The organism is Kitasatospora sp. NPDC048407, from assembly GCF_043200475.1.
Lineage (GTDB): Bacteria > Actinomycetota > Actinomycetes > Streptomycetales > Streptomycetaceae > Kitasatospora.
The window spans coordinates 15,303-32,007 of record NZ_JBICXW010000006.1 but is presented as its reverse complement, the minus strand read 5'-3'; the positions used below and the strand labels follow the sequence as shown (position 1 = coordinate 32,007).

15 protein-coding genes are annotated in these 16,705 nt (G+C 70.5%); 7 read left to right on the top strand and 8 right to left on the bottom strand.

The window, feature by feature from the left end; all coding sequences use genetic code 11:
• Positions 1-39 precede the first annotated feature (39 nt).
• Complete coding sequence (manA, locus tag ACGFWJ_RS13800; RefSeq protein WP_392949436.1) at positions 40-1,233, top strand: mannose-6-phosphate isomerase, class I; 1,194 nt, start codon at positions 40-42, stop codon at positions 1,231-1,233.
• Here the strand turns inward: manA and ACGFWJ_RS13795 are convergent.
• Positions 1,230-1,790 (bottom strand): HD domain-containing protein, encoded by a 561-nt coding sequence (locus tag ACGFWJ_RS13795; protein WP_392948786.1) that lies wholly within the window; start codon positions 1,788-1,790, stop codon positions 1,230-1,232. The genes manA and ACGFWJ_RS13795 overlap by 4 nt on opposite strands.
• A 103-nt stretch (positions 1,791-1,893) precedes the next feature.
• Between ACGFWJ_RS13795 and ACGFWJ_RS13790 the strand changes: the two genes are divergently transcribed.
• On the top strand, positions 1,894-3,105 hold the full coding sequence (locus ACGFWJ_RS13790) for a GNAT family N-acetyltransferase (RefSeq protein ID WP_392948784.1): 1,212 nt from the start codon (positions 1,894-1,896) through the stop codon (positions 3,103-3,105).
• A 34-nt stretch (positions 3,106-3,139) separates the two neighbouring features.
• Here the strand turns inward: ACGFWJ_RS13790 and dnaB are convergent, their stop codons facing one another.
• Positions 3,140-4,648, bottom strand: coding sequence for a replicative DNA helicase (gene dnaB, locus ACGFWJ_RS13785; RefSeq protein ID WP_387861096.1), 1,509 nt, complete (start codon positions 4,646-4,648; stop codon positions 3,140-3,142).
• Between the two features lie 584 nt (positions 4,649-5,232).
• Here dnaB and ACGFWJ_RS13780 point away from each other — a divergent pair.
• A complete protein-coding gene (locus ACGFWJ_RS13780) occupies positions 5,233-6,579 on the top strand; it encodes an MATE family efflux transporter (protein WP_392948781.1) in 1,347 nt (448 codons plus the stop codon).
• A gap of 153 nt (positions 6,580-6,732) precedes the next feature.
• Here the strand turns inward: ACGFWJ_RS13780 and rplI are convergent, their stop codons facing one another.
• The 4 genes from rplI to rpsF form a co-directional block, all read right to left on the bottom strand.
• Positions 6,733-7,179 (bottom strand): 50S ribosomal protein L9, encoded by a 447-nt coding sequence (rplI, locus tag ACGFWJ_RS13775; RefSeq protein WP_387639760.1) that lies wholly within the window; start codon positions 7,177-7,179, stop codon positions 6,733-6,735.
• A gap of 17 nt (positions 7,180-7,196) precedes the next feature.
• Positions 7,197-7,433, bottom strand: a complete 237-nt coding sequence (gene rpsR, locus ACGFWJ_RS13770; RefSeq protein ID WP_030457605.1) for a 30S ribosomal protein S18 — start codon at positions 7,431-7,433, stop codon at positions 7,197-7,199.
• 67 nt (positions 7,434-7,500) lie between these two features.
• On the bottom strand, positions 7,501-8,100 hold the full coding sequence (locus tag ACGFWJ_RS13765; RefSeq protein WP_387860438.1) for a single-stranded DNA-binding protein: 600 nt from the start codon (positions 8,098-8,100) through the stop codon (positions 7,501-7,503).
• Between the two features lie 101 nt (positions 8,101-8,201).
• The gene (gene rpsF / locus ACGFWJ_RS13760) at positions 8,202-8,492 is read right to left on the bottom strand and encodes a 30S ribosomal protein S6 (protein WP_387639765.1); all 291 of its coding nucleotides are present in this window, start codon (positions 8,490-8,492) and stop codon (positions 8,202-8,204) included.
• A 234-nt stretch (positions 8,493-8,726) separates the two neighbouring features.
• On the opposite strand from rpsF, the gene ACGFWJ_RS13755 reads away from it, so the two are divergent.
• From ACGFWJ_RS13755 to ACGFWJ_RS13745, 3 genes are all read left to right on the top strand, one after another.
• Positions 8,727-9,032 (top strand): hypothetical protein, encoded by a 306-nt coding sequence (locus tag ACGFWJ_RS13755; RefSeq protein ID WP_387639767.1) that lies wholly within the window; start codon positions 8,727-8,729, stop codon positions 9,030-9,032.
• Between the two features lie 189 nt (positions 9,033-9,221).
• On the top strand, positions 9,222-10,340 hold the full coding sequence (locus ACGFWJ_RS13750; protein WP_392948775.1) for a lipid II:glycine glycyltransferase FemX: 1,119 nt from the start codon (positions 9,222-9,224) through the stop codon (positions 10,338-10,340).
• Between the two features lie 32 nt (positions 10,341-10,372).
• Entirely contained in the window at positions 10,373-11,404 is a 1,032-nt protein-coding gene (locus tag ACGFWJ_RS13745; protein ID WP_392948772.1) for an alanine racemase, read from the top strand.
• Between the two features lie 64 nt (positions 11,405-11,468).
• Here the strand turns inward: ACGFWJ_RS13745 and ACGFWJ_RS13740 are convergent, their stop codons facing one another.
• Positions 11,469-13,007, bottom strand: coding sequence for a glycosyltransferase family 87 protein (locus ACGFWJ_RS13740; protein WP_392948769.1), 1,539 nt, complete (start codon positions 13,005-13,007; stop codon positions 11,469-11,471).
• A gap of 99 nt (positions 13,008-13,106) precedes the next feature.
• The gene (locus ACGFWJ_RS13735; RefSeq protein ID WP_392948766.1) at positions 13,107-15,725 is read right to left on the bottom strand and encodes a transglycosylase domain-containing protein; all 2,619 of its coding nucleotides are present in this window, start codon (positions 15,723-15,725) and stop codon (positions 13,107-13,109) included.
• A 297-nt stretch (positions 15,726-16,022) separates the two neighbouring features.
• Between ACGFWJ_RS13735 and ACGFWJ_RS13730 the strand changes: the two genes are divergently transcribed.
• Entirely contained in the window at positions 16,023-16,685 is a 663-nt protein-coding gene (locus ACGFWJ_RS13730) for a helix-turn-helix transcriptional regulator (protein WP_387639781.1), read from the top strand.
• Positions 16,686-16,705 lie beyond the last annotated feature (20 nt).

Here is a 16,705-nt window from a genome sequence, read left to right as displayed (position 1 = left end):
CGCAGCGCACGCATGTCCGCACGCATCTTGGAGTACTTGATGGACCGGCTCGACAACACCGTCCGCGACTACGCCTGGGGTTCGGCCACCGCCATCCCCGAACTGCTCGGCCGACCCGCCACCGGTGAGCCGCAGGCCGAACTGTGGATGGGCGCCCACCCCGGCGCACCCTCGGTGATCGACCGCGGCAACGGCCCGGTGCCGCTCGACCGGGTGATCGCCGCCGACCCGGCGGCCGAGCTGGGCGCCGCCGCCGTCGAGCAGTTCGGGCCGACGCTGCCGTTCCTGCTGAAGGTGCTGGCCGCCGCCACCCCGCTGTCCATCCAGGCCCACCCCACCCGCGCCGAGGCCCGGGCCGGCCACGCCGACGAGGAGCAGCGCGGCGTCCCCGCGAACGCGCCGCACCGCAACTACAAGGACGACAACCACAAGCCCGAACTGATCTGCGCGCTCAGCGAGTTCGAGGGCCTGTGCGGTTTCCGGGCGCCCGCCGACGCGGCCGACCTGATGGCCTCGCTGGAGGTGCCCGGGCTGGAGCCGCTGATCGACCTGCTGCGCACCAAGCCGGAGGCCGAGGCGCTGTCCGGCGCGCTCGCCGAGGCGCTCGCGCTGACGGACGAGCAGGGCCGGGCCACCGTGGACGCCGTGGCCCGCGCCGTCACCGCCGCCGCCCCGTCCGACCCGACGGGCGCGATGGCCGGCTACGCCTTCGCCGCCGCCGAGTACCCCGGCGACCGCGGCCTGGTCGCCGCCCTGCTGCTCAACTACGTCCGCCTGCAGCCCGGCGAGGCGCTCTACCTCGGCGCCGGCCTGCCGCACGCGTACCTGCGCGGTACCGGCGTGGAGATCATGGCCAACTCCGACAACGTGCTGCGCTGCGGGTTCACCCCGAAGCACGTGGACGTTCCCGAGCTGATGAAGGTGGTGGGCTTCGAGAGCGGCAGCCCCGAGATCCTCCGCCCCGAGCCCGGCGCGGACGGCGAGCGGCTCTACCCGGTGCCGATCGACGAGTTCCGGCTCTCCCGCTACGACCTCGCCGAGCAGCCCGCCGTGCTGCCCGGCGACGCCCCGCAGATCCTGCTCTGCACCGCCGGCACCGTCGAACTCGCCTCCGGCGCACAGACGTTGACGCTCCACCAGGGCGAGTCGGCGTTCCTGCCGGCGAACGGCGCCGAGACCACGCTGACCGGCCCGGGCGCGAGCGTCTTCCGCAGCACCGTCACGCTGGCCTAGGACGTCGGGAAGAGCGCCTGGTGGGCCAGGCGCTCTTCCGCACCGTCGCCGATCGCGGTGAGCAGTTCGTCCAGTGCGAGGAACTGCTCCCACCGCTCGCCACCGCCGGCCCGGACCAGGGCGGCGACCAGCAGGTCCTCCAGGTCCGGGACGCGCCTGTTCTTCCACACCTTGTCGGCCAGGGACACCAGCAGGTCCTCAACTCCGGTGTCCGGGCCCCACGTTGCGTGGCCGGCCGCGAAGCGGGCCAGCTCCGGGGCGACACCCGCCGCCAGCAGCAGCTCCCGTCCGGCCGGCTCGTGCGCCGATCCCGGGCCGGACAGCTCCGCGCGGTGCACGGCCTTCCCGATGTCGTGGGTGGCCGCGCCGAACAGCACCGCCGCCCGGTCGAACTCCAGCCCCGGGCAGTGCTCCGCCGCCCAGTCCACCAGCCGCACCGCCACGTCGTGCACCAGCCGCAGGTGCGCCACCAGCCGCGGCGGCGCGGCCAACTCGGCCAGCAGCAGCGACACTTCGTCCGGCAGCGGGCACAGTCGCAGGTCGTCGTCGTCACTCACGGCGGGCGAGGCTACCAGTCGCAAATTCGCTTGACCCAACGGCAGGCCGCCGCTTGCACTTGGGCGGGCATCTGGCCGACAAGTGCGGGGAGGCAGCGCAGCCATGGAGATTCGTTCCACCACCGAAAAGGACCTCGACGTCTTCGTCGACACCGTTTTCGCCGCGTTCGGGAAGCACCCGACCACACCGGCCGAGGACGGCACCGGCGTCTGGTGGTCGGCACTCGAACCCGAGCGCGGGCTGCTCGCCGTCACCGAGGAGGGGCGGCCGGTCGGCACCTCGTGTGCGTACTCCTTCGAGCTGACGCTGCCCGGCGGGGCGACCGTGCCGGTGGCCGGCATCAGCTGCGTCGGCGTGCTGCCCACGCACCGGAGGCAGGGCGTGCTCACCGCGATGAAGCGCCGTCAGCTCGCCGACCTGCGCGAACGCGGCGAGATCATGTCGGTGCTGCTGGCCTCCGAGGCGGTGATCTACCGGCGGTTCGGCTACGGCCCCGCGACCTACACCCGGCGGCTGACCGTGCCCCGGCACCGCGCCGAGCTCACCCCGCCGCGGGCCGGTCAGGAGCCCACCGGCACCGTCGAACTGCTCCGGCTCAGCGACTGCCGCGAGCTGGTGGAACAGATCTACGACCGCTACCGCCGCACCCAACCCGGCGCGATCTCCCGCCCGCCCCGCTGGTGGGCCCGGAAGGCGGGCCACGCCCCGACCGGCCCGGACCAGCGCTATATCGCCCTGCACCGGGACGCCGACGGCACCCCGGACGGGTACGCCAGCTACTCCCTCGACGACTCGCTCGCCATGCTGGTCGACGAGACCATCGCACTCGACGACGCCGCGTTCACCGCGCTGGCCCGCTGCCTGCTCGGCCACGACCTGGTCACCGACGTCGCCTTCCGGCACTTCCCGCCCGGCCACCCGCTGCGCTGGCAGCTGACCGACTTCAACGCCGGCACGATCAGCGGGGACACCGACTGGCTCTGGGTCCGGCTGCTCGACATCCCACGCGCCCTCACCGCCCGCGCATGGTCCGCCGACGGCGAACTCGTCCTCGACGTCGACGACCCGTTCCTCGGCGAACACACCCGCCACCTGCTGACCGTCCGCGACGGCCGCGCCGAATGCACCCCCACCGACCGCGAGCCCGACCTGTCGATGGACATCAGCGACCTCGGCTCGATCTACCTCGGCGGCACCACCCCGACCACCCTCGCCCGAGCCGGCCACATCCGCGCCCACCACCCGACCGCCGCCACCCGGGCCGACGCCATGTTCCGCGCCGAACGCGAACCGCACTGCCTGCACTGGTTCTGACGGCGCGCCGCCCTGGGCAGGCCCCGACCGCCCGTCAGGTCACGTCGCGGGTCATGTCCACGAAGCGCGAGTAGTGGCCCTGGAAGGCGACGGTGATGGTGGCGGTCGGGCCGTTACGGTGCTTGGCGACGATCAGGTCCGCCTCGCCGGCCCGCGGGGACTCCTTCTCGTAGGCGTCCTCGCGGTGCAGCAGGATGACCATGTCGGCGTCCTGCTCGATCGAGCCGGACTCACGCAGGTCGGAGACCATCGGCTTCTTGTCGGTGCGCTGCTCGGGGCCACGGTTCAGCTGGGACAGCGCGATCACCGGGATCTCCAGCTCCTTCGCCAGCAGCTTCAGGTTTCGGGACATGTCCGAGACCTCCTGCTGGCGGCTCTCGGCCCGCCGCGAGCCGCCGGCCTGCATCAGCTGGAGGTAGTCGATGACCACCAGCCGCAGGTCGTTGCGCTGCTTCAACCGGCGGCACTTGGCCCGGATCTCCATCATCGACAGGTTCGGCGAGTCGTCGATGTACAGCGGCGCCGCGCTGACCTCGGGCATCCGCCGCGCCACCCGCGTCCAGTCGTCGTCGGTCATGTTGCCGGAGCGCATGTGGTGCAGCGCGACCCGGGCCTCCGCCGACAGCAGACGCATGGCGATCTCGTTGCGGCCCATTTCGAGCGAGAAGATCACGCTCGGCAGGTTGTTGTGGATCGAGCAGGCGCGGGCGAAGTCCAGCGCGAGGGTGGACTTACCCATGGCGGGGCGGGCCGCGATGACGATCATCTGGCCGGGGTGGAGGCCGTTGGTGAGCTGGTCGAAGTCGGCGAAGCCGGTGGGGACGCCGGACATCTGGCCGGACCGGGAGCCGATCGCCTCGATCTCGTCGAGGGCGCCCTCCATGATGTCGGCGAGCGGGGCGTAGTCCTCGTTGGTGCGCTGCTCGGTGACGGCGTAGATCTCGGCCTGGGCCTGGTTGACGATGTCGTCGACGTCGCCCTCGGCGGCGTAGCCCATGCCGGCGATCCGGGTGCCGGCCTCGACCAGGCGACGCAGCACGGCGCGCTCGTGGACGATCTCGGCGTAGTACTCGGCGTTGGCCGCGGTCGGGACGGAGTTGACCAGGGTGTGCAGGTAGGACGCGCCACCGACGCGGACCAGCTCGCCGCGCTTGGTGAGCTCGCCGGCCACGGTGATCGGGTCGGCGGGCTCGCCGCGGGCGTAGAGGTCGAGGATCGCGCCGTGGATCAGCTCGTGGGCGGGCCGGTAGTAGTCGGCGGGCTTGAGCACCTCGACGACGTCGGCGATGGCGTCCTTGGAGAGCAGCATGCCGCCGAGCACGGACTGCTCCGCCGCCAGGTCCTGCGGGGGGACGCGCTCGAAGCCCTCGGCGCCGCCGAGGCCGGCCTCGCCGTCGCGGTCGCGCCGCTCGCCCTTCCCGGGGAAGCGGTCGCCCTTGCCGCCGCCGTCCCGGCGCTGGAACCCCCCGCCGCCGCCCTGCCCGCCGGAGCCGCCGCCGGCGTTGTTCGAACGGCGGGTGGCGGGCAGGCGGTCGCCCGGCATGTCGGGGAAGGCGTCGAGCGGGAAGGCGTCGTCGGACGGCTGCCAGTCGTCCTCCGGGGGCGGAGGGGCGTCGTGGTCGTCGTACTGGGGGCCGGTCACGCGTGTTCCCCGATCAGCGGTTGGTGCGAGTTGGTGCGGGCCTGTCCGGTGCTGGCGCCCTGTCCTTCATACGCCACCGAGCGTCTTTCATACGCCACCGAGCCGACAGTTCCGGCTGTGTGCGGGGCGGCGTCGCGCGGCCACCGGGGTCTGGTCCGGAGCCACGGTACGGGGGGCCGGGCGGTTCCTCCAAGACGGTTATCCACAGGGCATGTGGACAACTCTCCGCAGCCTGTGGAGAACCCCCGGAAAGCTGTGCACAACCCTGTGGACACCGCTGTGGATAACCACACGATCGCCCCGGTGTCAACTCGCTGACCTGCGATTACCTCGTCCACTGCCTGTGCATGAGAAATTCTTCACACAGCCGGGGACAAGACCGCCCAGCTGTTCGATCTGCCGTTCGATCCGCCGTCCGTCCACAGGTCTGGTAAGAGACAAAACCCACTAGCGATCATTACCTGTGGATGAGTAGGGTGGACACCATGCCAGCGACGCCCACCCGTCCCGCTCCTGCGGCCGAACCCCGCCGCCACGACCGCGAGATACTCGCCCTCGCCGTCCCGGCGTTCGGCGCGCTGGTCGCCGAACCGCTCTTCCTGATGGCCGACTCGGCGATCGTCGGCCACCTCGGCACCGCCCAGCTGGCCGGCCTCGGCATCGCCTCCGCCGCGCTCACCACCGCCGCCGGAATCTTCGTCTTCCTGGCCTACGCCACCACCGCCGCGGTCGCCCGCCGGATCGGCGCCGGCGACCGCCGGGCCGCCGTCCAGCAGGGCATCGACGGGATCTGGCTGGCCCTGATCCTCTCCGCCGGCATGGTCGTGCTCACGCTGGCCCTCGCCCCGCAGGCCGCCCAACTGCTCGGGGCCTCCCCCACCGCCCTCCCGTACGCCGTCACCTACCTGCGGATCAGCGCCCTCGGCGTGCCCGCGATGCTGCTGGTGCTGGCCGCCACCGGCGTGCTGCGCGGCTTCCAGGACACCCGCACCCCGCTGCTGGTGGCGATCGGCGGGTTCGGCGCCAACCTGCTGCTCAACCTGGTCCTGGTGTACGGCGCCGGCCTCGGGGTGGCCGGCTCCGCCTGGGGCACCGTGATCGCGCAGAACGCGATGGCCGCCGTGTACGTGGCCGTGGTGGTCCGCGGTGCCCGCCGGGAGGGTGCCGGGCTGCGGCCCGACCTGGCCGGCATCAAGGCCTCCGCCCGGGCCGGCGGCCCGCTGATGGTGCGCACCCTGAGCCTGCGCGCCGCCCTGCTGCTGGCCACCGCGGTGGCCGCGCGCCTGGGCGACGGCGAGATCGCGGCCCACCAGATCACCATGACCATCTGGTCGTTCATGGCATTCGCGCTGGACGCCGTGGCGATCGCCGGGCAGGCCATCATCGGCCGCTACCTGGGCGCCGGCGACCTGCCGGGCACCCGGGCGGCGACCCGCCGGATGATCGAGTGGGGCGTCGGCGCGGGCCTGGTGCTGGGCCTGCTGATGGTGCTGGCCCGGCCGCTGTACATCCCGCTGTTCACCGACGACCCGACGGTCCGGGCGCAGCTGTCCACCGTGCTGCTGCTGGCGGCGCTGACCCAGCCGATCGGCGGCGTGGTGTTCGTGCTCGACGGCGTGCTGATGGGCGCCGGCGACGGCCGCTTCCTGGCCTGGGGGATGCTGGCCGCCCTGCTGCTGTTCGCCCCCGCCGCCCTCGCGGTACCGGCGCTGGGCCTGGGCCTGGCCGGGCTGTGGTGGGCGATGAACCTGTTCATGCTGGCCCGGGCCGCCGTCCTGACCGGCCGGCTCCGCACCGGCCGCTGGATGGTGACCGGCGCCGTCCGGGCGTGAACCCACGCAGGCACGGCGAAGGCGCAGGCCTTCACGCGCACGGCGAAGGGGCAGGCCTTCACGCGCACGGCGAAGGGGCAGGCCTTCACGCGCACGGCGAAGGGGCCGGACTCCGAGTGGAGTCCGGCCCCTTCGTCAGCTGTGCAGCCGAGATCAGGCAGCGACGACGGCGACGTCGAGGTTGGCCTGAACGTCCGAGTGCAGCTTGACCGAGACCTTGTGGGTGCCCACGGTCTTGATCGGCGAGCCGATCGCGACGGCGCGCTTGTCCACGGCCGGGCCGTTGGCGGCCTTGATGGCCTCCACGACGTCAGCCTGGGTCACCGAGCCGAACAGGCGGCCGGCCTCGCCGGAGCGAACGGCCAGCTTGACCTGCAGGCCCTCGAGCTTGGCCTTGACCTCGTTGGCGGCCTCGAGGGTCTGGATGGCGTGGATCTTCCGGGCGCGACGGATGGCGTCGACGTCCTTCTGACCGCCCTTGGTCCAGCGGATGGCAAAGCCACGCGGGACCAGGAAGTTGCGGGCGTAGCCGTCCTTGACCTCGACGACCTCGCCGGCGCTGCCGAGGCCGGGGACCTCGTGAGTGAGGATGATCTTCATTGTTCGGTCACCCTCTCTTAGCGCGTGGTGGAGGTGTAGGGCAGCAGGGCCATCTCACGGCTGTTCTTCACGGCCGTGGCGACGTCACGCTGGTGCTGGGTGCAGTTGCCGGTGACCCGGCGGGCACGGATCTTGCCGCGGTCGGAAATGAACTTCCGCAGCAGGTTCGTGTCCTTGTAGTCCACGTAAGTGGCCTTGTCCTTGCAGAAGACGCAAACCTTCTTCTTCGGCTTGCGAGCAGGCGGCTTCGCCATTGTGTGCTCCGTTAAGTACGAGATCTGTCAGCGTTTGCGGACCCGCGAGGGGTCCGGCCCGCACCGCTTAGAACGGGGGCTCTTCCGAGTAGCCGCCGCCGGAGTTTCCACCCCAGCTGCCGCCACCCTGGTTGGGCGAGGAGGGCGCGCTGGACGCCCACGGGTCGTCGGACGGACCCTGGTTGCCGCCGCCGGGGTTTCCACCCCAGCTGCCGCCACCCTGGTTGCCGCCGCCGTACCCGCCGCCGCCCTGCTGGCCGCCGCCACCACCGAAGCCACCGCCGCCGCCGGGACCGCCGGAGCGGTTGGCGCGGGTGACCTTGGCGGTCGCCGAGCGCAGGCTCGGGCCGACCTCATCGACCTCGACCTCGAAGACCGTCCGCTTCTCGCCTTCCTTGGTCTCGTAAGACCGCTGGCGCAGTCGGCCCTGCACGATCACGCGCATGCCGCGCTGCAGCGACTCGGCCACGTTCTCCGCCGGCTGACGCCAGACGTTGCACGTGAGGAAGAGGCTTTCGCCGTCCTTCCACTCGTTCGTCTGACGGTCGAAGGTCCGCGGAGTCGACGCGATGCGGAACTTGGCCACCGCGGCGCCCGAAGGAGTGAAACGCAGCTCGGGGTCGTCGACGAGGTTGCCGACGAGGGTGATGACGGTCTCGCCTGCCATGTGGTGATGACCTCTCGGAAAGAAGTTCTGCGGTGCTCGTCAGCGGTGTTCCACGTGGAACACCGGACGCGAGCCCTCCGGCGCGAACGCCGAAAGTGGGCTCAGTGGGTGTCCGGGCGCAGGACCTTGGTCCGCAGAACCGACTCGCTCAGGCTGAGCTGGCGGTCGAGCTCCTTGACGACCTCGGGCGTGGCCGAGAGGTCGATGACCGAGTAGATGCCCTCGGACTGCTTGTTGATCTCGTACGCCAGGCGACGACGGCCCCAGGTGTCGATCTTCTCAACCTTGCCGCCGCCGGTGCGGACGACGTTGAGGAAGTTCTCGATCAGGGGGGAGACAGCGCGCTCCTCGACCGACGGGTCGAGGATGACCATCACCTCGTAGTGACGCATGTGTAACCCACCTCCTTTGGACTCAACGGCCACGGTCTCTCCGTGGCAGGAGGGTTGTGCGCGTCGGCACTGCCGCTGGGCATGCAGGCACGCCCTACACCAGTGCAGAGGGGCAAGCCTACCGGGTGAGCCGACCGACGGACAAAACGCCTGGTGTCCGCAGTTGTCATTTCGCCCATATCGGTATCAATCTGGACAGAACGAACGTTCCCTCCACCACAGGAGGTGGGTCCTATGGCGCAGAACGTCCACCGGCCGCAGTTCACCCTGAACACCGACGGGAACCCGCATCCGCGGGAGAACGCCCTGGTAGGGGTGACGCTGCTGCTCGGCGCGGTCGCCTTCGTCACCTCGTTCTTCCACAACCTGCACCTGCTCAGCTCGTGGGCCGGACTGGTCGGCGTCATCACCGGAATGATCGGCCTGTTCGTCTCCGTCACCACCGCCGAGCGCTTCGTGGTGGTGATCGGCACCGGCGCCGCCGCGTTCGGCCTGTTCCTGGGCGTCGCGCACGGCGGACTCTTCGGGGGCGTGTGGTGACGCCCGCGCGCGGCAGAGCAGGGTGAACCTGGCAAAAAGCGCGCAACCCCCAAGGCCCTCCCGGAGTAGTACCTGTGCCAGCAGGTGCGAACGGGGGGGCACCCCCATGTCGGACCGCGTCCCACCCGAATCGGACCATTCGGGCGATAGGGTCACCTTCGGAAAGCCTGACGAGGAGGAGCACGGAGCATGAGCCTGCGTCTGCGGACGATCACGCGTGAGGAACACCTGGCTTTTGTGCAGAGCCGGTCCTCTGCCAGCCACATGCAGGTGCCCTCCTGGGCGGACGTCAAGGCGGAGTGGCGCGCCGAGAGCCTCGGCTGGTTCGACACCTCCGGCGAGCTGGTCGGCGCCGGCCTGGTGCTCTACCGCCAGCTGCCCAAGGTGAAGCGCTACCTGGCCTACCTGCCCGAGGGCCCGATCATCGATTGGTTCGACCCGGACCTGGACCGCTGGCTGAAGCCGATGCTGGCGCACCTGAAGGCCCAGGGCGCGTTCACGGTGAAGATGGGCCCGCCGGTGGTGGTCCGCCGCTGGGAGGCCGCCACCATCAAGGAGGCGATCGCCTCCAAGGAGGCCAAGCGGCTGCGCGACGTCGAACCGGACTGGTCCGAGCCACGCGCCCTGGAGGCCGCCGAACGCCTGCGCCGCTCCGGCTGGCTGCAGGGCGAGGACGGCGGCGCCGGCTTCGGCGACGTCCAGCCCCGCTACGTGTTCCAGGTGCCGCTCGGCGGCCGCTCGCTGGACGACGTCCAGCGCGGCTTCAACCAGCTGTGGCGGCGCAACATCAAGAAGGCCGAGAAGACCGGCGTCGAGGTGGTCCAGGGCGGCTACGAGGACCTCGCGGTCTTCCACAAGCTGTACGTGATCACCGCCGAACGCGACCACTTCACCCCCCGCCCGCTGTCCTACTTCCAGCGGATGTGGAAGGCGCTCACCGCCGAGGACCCCAACCGGATGCGGCTCTACATCGCCTACCACGAGGGCGAGGCGCTGGCCGCCACCACCATGCTCACCGTCGGCGAGCACGTCTGGTACTCCTACGGCGCCTCGGCGAACCACAAGCGCGAGGTGAAGCCGTCCAACGCCATCCAGTGGCGGATGATCCGCGACTCGTACGCGCTCGGCGCGAGCGTCTACGACCTGCGCGGCATCAGCGACACCCTGGACGAGGACGACCACCTGTTCGGGCTGATCCAGTTCAAGGTCGGCACCGGCGGACAGGCCGCGGAGTACCTCGGGGAATGGGACTACCCGCTCAACAAGCTGCTGCACAAGGCGCTCGACCTCTACATGTCGCGCCGCTGAGCACAACGTCGGACCTTTACGAGGGAAACGCGATGACCTTGACGATGTACGTGGACGGCGGCCGCTGGCGGGCGCACCAGCGCGGGCTGCTGGCCGAGTTCCCCGGGCTGGTCCCGGTCGCCAAGGGCAACGGCTACGGCTTCGGCAACCGACGGCTCGCCGAGGAGGCCGCCCGGCTGGGCAGCCCCCTGCTGGCCGTCGGCACCGCGGACGAGGCGGCGGCGATGGCCGACGCCTTCCCCGGTGACCTGCTGGTGCTCACCCCGTACCGGGTCGGCGAGCCCGAAGTGGACCTGCCCGCCGAGCGGGTGGTGCGGACGGTCGCGCACGCCGAGGCGCTGGCCGCACTGCCCGCCTGCACCCGCGTGGTGGTCGAGTGCATGACCGGCATGCGGCGGCACGGCATCTCGCTCCGCGACCTGGCCGAACTGCCGGTCGACCACCTGGAGCTGGAGGGCTTCGCGCTGCACCTGCCGCTGGACCGGCCGGACGGCTCCGACCCGGTGGACGAGGTCGCCGGCTGGGTCAGGGCGATCGGTGCGGCCGGGCTCCCCGACCGCACCGTCTACCTGAGCCACCTGGCCGCCAAGGACGTGCTGCGGCTGGCCGAGCGCCACCCCGACACCGAGTTCCGCTCCCGGATCGGCACCCGGCTGTGGCTCGGCGACGTACAGGCGATGTCCTCCCGGGCCACCGTCCTGGACGTCACCCCGATCGGCCGCGGCGAGCGCTACGGCTACCGGCAGCACAAGGCCCCGTCCGACGGCCACCTGCTGGTGGCCAGCGGCGGCACCGCGCACGGCGTCGGCCTGGAGGCGCCCAAGTACGTGAACGGGATCCTGCCCCGTGCCAAGGGCCTGGCCCGGGCCGGCCTGGCCACCATGAACCGGACGCTCTCCCCGTACAGCTGGCAGGGCAAGCAGCTGTGGTTCGCCGAACCGCCGCACATGCAGGTGTCGATCCTGTTCCTGCCCGGCGAGCTCAAGCCGCCGGCGATCGGCGACGAACTGTCGCTGGCGGTCCGGCACACCACCACCCACTTCGACCGGGTGGTCGAACGCTGAGGCTCCGCCGGAACGCCGGAAGCCCGCCCGCCTTCACGGCGGACGGGCTTCCTGCGTTCACGGGCTACTTGGGGCCCGGCTCGGCCTCGACCAGCCAGTCGACCTCGTGCTGCGGCGCGTAGTCGGAGTAGCTCTCCTCCTCGCGCAGGCCGCGGGCACTGCCGAGCACGAACCGGTCCGGGGCGCCGTCCAGCACACCGCCCGACGGGTCGTCGCTCCCGTCCCAGCGCACCGGGTCGCGGTCCGGGTAGAGGATGTCGCGGACCACCAGGTAGCAGATGTACAGGGTGCCGATCAGGTGCAGGGCGATCGCGAAGTGGTACCACTGCAGGTCGATGCCGTGGTGCTTGTTGTCGCCGTTGTAGGCCAGGTACGACCAGATGCCGAGGAAGTACAGCACCTCGCAGGCCTGCCAGATCAGGAAGTCCCGCCAGCGCGGCCGGGCCAGCACCGCCAGCGGAATCAGCCAGAGCACGTACTGCGGCGAGTACACCTTGTTGGTCAGCACGAACGCGGCGACCACCAGGAAGGCCAGCTGGGCGAAGCGCGGGCGGCGCGGCGCGCTGATCGCCAGCCAGCCGACCGCCAGGCAGCAGAGCACCAGCAGGACGGCGATCCAGGTGTTCAGGGTCTCCAGGTGCTGCCCGTTCCGGACGGCCTGCATCAGGATCAGCCAGAACGAGCCGTAGTCCTCGGTGCGGACCTGGCTGAAGCTGTAGAAGGTCAGCCAGCCCTTCCAGTTGGCCAGCATGATCGGCACGTTGACGACCAGCCAGGCGCCGGCCGTACCGCCGAACACCAACCCGAAGTCCCGCCACTTTCCGGTCCGCAGACACAGCACCAGCAGCGGACCGAGCAGCAGCAGCGGATAGAGCTTGGCGGCCGTCGCCAGACCGATGAACACACCGGCCAGCACCGGCCGGGCCCCCGCCCAGTACGCCATCGCCACCGCGGCCAGCGCCACCGCGAGCAGGTCCCAGTTGATGGTGGAGTCAAGCGCCAGGCAGGGCGCGAGGGCGAACAGCAGCGCGTCCCACGGGCGACGGCGGTGGGTGCGGGAGACCGCGACCACGGCGATCACCGCGCAGATCATCAGCATTCCGGCGTTGACCAGCCAGAACCACTGCTCGCGGCTCATCACGTCGCCGTTGTGGGTGGTCAGCCAGGCCGCGATCTGCATGAACAGACCGGTCAGCACCGGGTACTCCAGGTACTGCATGTCCGCCGAGGGCTGCGGGATCGGGTCCAGGTACGGACGGGACCCCTCGGCGAAACCGCGGGCCGAGAACAGGTGCGGGATGTCGCTGTAACAGGCGTGCGTGTACTGGCTGGTGGCGCCGAAGAACCAGCCGTCCTGGAAGCAGGACGCCTTCTGGAACAGACCCAGCACGAAGACCACGATCACGGTCACCGCCAGGAACCTCGCCGGCGTCCACCAGGACACCCCGAGCAGCGCCCGACGTCCGGGCGGACCGCCCAGCACCTCGCTGCCGGCCTCCGCCACCGGGTCCTCGTCCGCGGGCACCACCACGGTGTTCGGCAGCGGCCCCTCGGCCGGAGCCGGTCCGGGCGCTGAGGTCTCGTCACGCAGGCTGGACGTCATGGCGCGCATTCTGCCGCACCCTCGCCCGCAACCGAAGAGGGGCACGGGATCGCCGTTCGCGATCCGGTGCCCCTCTGTCCGGGTATCGGGTGGTGCGCCCTACTGGCCCATCATTCCCAGCAGGTTGCCCGCTCCTCCTCCACCGCCACCGCCGCCGGGCGGCGCGCTCGGGCTGCCGCTGGCGCTCTCGCTCGGGCTCTTGCTCGGCTTCGGCGAGCGGGAAGGACCGCAGTTGTTGCCGTTGCCCTGGCAGGTCGAGCTGTTGCTCGGCGACGGCGAGAGCGGCCCCTCCGGGGACTTCGACGTGCTCGGCTCGGTCGGCCCGGTCGACTGCTCCGCCGGAGCGGAGGCCGAGGTCGAGGCCGGGGCGGACGGGCTGATCGGGGCACCCGAGGAGTCGACCTCCTGGCCCCACGGCGCCGGGTTCGGGAAGTCCAGCACCGGCTTGCCCTTCATGATGATCTTCATGTAGCGGGCGAAGATCTCGGTCGGGAAGTCACCACCGTGCACGGAGTCGTGGCCGGCGGTGCCGTTCAGCGACAGCAGCTTGGGGTTGCCGGCCTCCTCGCGCCACATGCCGACCGCGGTGGACAGGTCCGGGGTGTACCCCGCCCACCAGGCCGAGGTACCGGCGTCGGTGGTACCGGTCTTGCCGGCCACCGGCCGTCCGATCGATTCGGTCCCCTTCTTACCGGTGCCGTTCTTGGCCACGTTCTCCAGCACGTCGGTGATGTTGTCGGCGACCGCCTGCTCCAGCACCTTCTTCGGCTGGGGCTTGCCGAAGTTCGGCAGCTCCTCGGTGCCGTGCATCACCTTCGACACCGAGTACGGGTCGGTCTGCTGACCGCGGGCCGCGAACACCGAGTAGGCCGAGGCCATCCGGATCGAGCTCGGGTGCGAGGTGCCCAGCGGGAAGGTGAGGGTCGAGGACGGCTCCAGGCTGCCGGGCAGGATCCCCAGCTCGGTGACCATCTTCTCCACGGTCTTGCCGCCCACGTCCTGGCCGAGCTGCACGAACGGGACGTTGTACGAGTACTGCATGGCCTTCTTCAGCGAGACGTAGCCGGGGGTGACCGGGCTGTCGTTGCGCTGCTTGTAGGGCTTGCCGTCGTCGCCGATCAGCGGCTTGCCGTCCCGGTAGATCGGCGAGAGGTTGTCCGCCAGGTACAGCGAGTCCGGGTTGAGCTGGGTCGTACCGCTCTTGGTCTGCACGCCGTACTGCATCGCGGCGGCCAGCACGAACGGCTTGAAGGTCGAGCCGACCGGGACCCTGGAGTCCGCGTTGTTGCTGTAGTGGCCCTTCTCGATGCCGTCGCCGCCGTAGATCGCCACGATCGCACCGTCGTTGGGCCGCACCGAGGCGGCGCCGACCTGGACGAACTTGTCCGCCTCACGCTTGCTCTCGTCCAGGACCTCGCCCTTGACCTGGTCCACGGCCGTCTTCAGGGCGTCCACCTTGTCCTTCTCGAAGGTGGTGTAGATCTGGTAGCCGCCGCGGGCCAGCTTGGCCTCGGTGATGGTCTTGTCCTTGGCCATGATGAACTGGTTGGCGGTGTCCACCAGGTAGGAGACCTCGCCGTTCAAACTGGCCGGGGCCTTCACCGCGATCGGCTCGGGGAACTTCTGCCCGCACTTGGCGCGGTCCTCGGCCGTGATGGCCTTGGTCGCCTGCATCCGGTCCAGGACGTAGTTCCAGCGCTCCTGCATGCGGTCGTGGTTGGCCTGGTTCAGGGTCGGGTCGTACAGCGCCGCACCCTTCAGCAGGCCGGCCAGCATCGCGCCCTGACAGATGTCCACCTTGTTGGCGTCCACGCCGTAGTAGGCCTGCGAAGCGGCCTGGATACCGGTCGCACCGCGGCCGTACCAGCTGGTGTTCAGGTAGCCGGTGAGGATGCCGTCCTTGTCGTCCGCGATCTTCAGCGTGATGATGAATTCTTTGGCCTTGCGGCTGAGCGTCTGCTCCTGGGACAGGTAGACGTTCTTCACGTACTGCTGAGTGATGGTCGAACCGCCCTGGGTCTCGCCGCCGGTCGCCATCTTGTAGACGGCGCGGGCGATGCCCTTGGGGTCGATGCCGCTGTCGGTGCGGAAGGTCTCGTTCTCGGCCGCGATCACCGCGTCCTGGGCCGGGCGGCTGATCTCCGAGAGTTCCACCCACTGCTTGTTGGTGTCGCCCTTGCGGGCCATCTCGGTGTTGTCGGCCCAGTAGTAGATGTTGTTCTGGAGCTTGATGGAGTCCTTGGCGCTCGGCACCGGGATCACGGCGTACGCCACGCCTATCGCGGCCACGCCACCACCGAAGAAGATCAGGAACAGGCTCAGCACCTGCTTCCAGGACGGCATCCACCGCTTGAAGCCGGACTTGCCGAAGCGCGGGTAGTCGATCAGCCGCTTCTTGCCCGGCTTGCCGTTGCGGCCGGCGTTCCGACCGTTCGGCGGGCCTTCCGATCCGCCGTCACCGCCGCCCTTGCGGCCCTGCTTGCGCATCTCCGCCCGGGTCATCCGGGGCTGCTGGGCAGTCTCCCTCGCCGGGCGGCGGCCACCGGGGCCGGCCCCAGGACCGGGGCGTCCGCCGGACGCCGGCCCGCCCTGCTCGCCCGCGTAGTCGGGTGCGCCCTCGACGGGGCTGCCGTAGGCATACGGACGCCCGGCGGACGCCCGCCTGGAGGGCGGCTCCTCGCCCCCGGGGTTGGCCGACCTGCGCCGGTGTTCGCTCATTCTCTCCGCAGCCTCTCGGTCAGGGTGCACCAGGCGACAGAGTACGGGTCCCTGACAGGTCGCCAATCGGGCATTGGCAGCCAACCAGGACGAACCGGCCTCGATTCATTACATGCCCGTTGCCCAAAGGCCTTGTGATCGCGGTTACGCGTGCCCCTCTTGCTCCTTCCGTGACCCAGGGTTACTGTTGCCGATATATCGAGCCGATACATCGGCGCGACACATCGGTTCGGCATACCTTGCGGGCCGGACCGGCATCCGAAGAGCAGGACCCCGTTACGGAAGGAGGAAGGCGGTATGAGCCGACGCTCCGGCGTCCTCGAATTCGCCGTCCTCGGCCTGCTCCACGACGCCCCGATGCACGGCTACGAACTGCGCAAGCGGCTCAACGTCCTGCTGGGCTCGTTCCGGGCCTTCTCCTACGGAACGCTCTACCCCTGCCTGAAGAGCCTGGTCGCCCAGGGCTTCCTGGTCGAGGACAACCCGGACGTCGAGTACGTCCCGGCCACCGCGCTCAACGGCAAGCGGTCGAAGATCGTCTACCGACTCTCCGCCGAGGGCAAGCAGCGCTTCGAGGAGCTGCTCGCCGAATCCGGACCGGACGCCTGGGAGGACGAGCACTTCGGCGTGCGCTTCGCCTTCTTCGGCCAGACCGACCGGGCCGTCCGAATGCGCGTGCTGGAAGGCCGCCGCAGCCGGCTCGAGGAACGGCTGGAGCGGATGCGCAGCTCGATCGCCCGCACCCGCGAGCGGTTCGACGACTACACCCTCGAACTCCAGCGCCACGGCCTGGAGTCCGTGGAGCGCGAGGTCCGCTGGCTCAACGAGCTGATCGAGACCGAGCGCGCCACCAGAAACGGACGCAACTCCGCGTCCCCGCAATCTTCGGACGGCCATGGTCCGGCCGCCGGGTCCTCGGACCCGCCCGGGCCACCGTACGACCGCCCGGGGCGCTCCTGACCGGAGCGCTGAGCAGCACC

Excerpts from the sequence above, each read along its gene's own strand:
- ACGFWJ_RS13790 (WP_392948784.1), top strand. The coding sequence starts at position 1,894 with ATGGAGATTCGTTCCACCACCGAAAAGGACCTCGACGTCTTCGTCGAC.
- manA (WP_392949436.1), top strand. The coding sequence starts at position 40 with ATGGACCGGCTCGACAACACCGTCCGCGACTACGCCTGGGGTTCGGCC.
- rpsR (WP_030457605.1), bottom strand. The coding sequence starts at position 7,433 with ATGGCGAAGCCGCCTGCTCGCAAGCCGAAGAAGAAGGTTTGCGTCTTC.
- rplI (WP_387639760.1), bottom strand. The coding sequence starts at position 7,179 with ATGAAGATCATCCTCACTCACGAGGTCCCCGGCCTCGGCAGCGCCGGC.
- dnaB (WP_387861096.1), bottom strand. The coding sequence starts at position 4,648 with ATGCCGGGCGACCGCCTGCCCGCCACCCGCCGTTCGAACAACGCCGGC.
- rpsF (WP_387639765.1), bottom strand. The coding sequence starts at position 8,492 with ATGCGTCACTACGAGGTGATGGTCATCCTCGACCCGTCGGTCGAGGAG.
- ACGFWJ_RS13765 (WP_387860438.1), bottom strand. The coding sequence starts at position 8,100 with ATGGCAGGCGAGACCGTCATCACCCTCGTCGGCAACCTCGTCGACGAC.
- ACGFWJ_RS13735 (WP_392948766.1), bottom strand. The coding sequence starts at position 15,725 with ATGAGCGAACACCGGCGCAGGTCGGCCAACCCCGGGGGCGAGGAGCCG.
- ACGFWJ_RS13740 (WP_392948769.1), bottom strand. The coding sequence starts at position 13,007 with ATGACGTCCAGCCTGCGTGACGAGACCTCAGCGCCCGGACCGGCTCCG.
- ACGFWJ_RS13730 (WP_387639781.1), top strand. The coding sequence starts at position 16,023 with ATGAGCCGACGCTCCGGCGTCCTCGAATTCGCCGTCCTCGGCCTGCTC.
- ACGFWJ_RS13745 (WP_392948772.1), top strand. The coding sequence starts at position 10,373 with ATGACCTTGACGATGTACGTGGACGGCGGCCGCTGGCGGGCGCACCAG.
- ACGFWJ_RS13750 (WP_392948775.1), top strand. The coding sequence starts at position 9,222 with ATGAGCCTGCGTCTGCGGACGATCACGCGTGAGGAACACCTGGCTTTT.
- ACGFWJ_RS13780 (WP_392948781.1), top strand. The coding sequence starts at position 5,233 with ATGCCAGCGACGCCCACCCGTCCCGCTCCTGCGGCCGAACCCCGCCGC.
- ACGFWJ_RS13755 (WP_387639767.1), top strand. The coding sequence starts at position 8,727 with ATGGCGCAGAACGTCCACCGGCCGCAGTTCACCCTGAACACCGACGGG.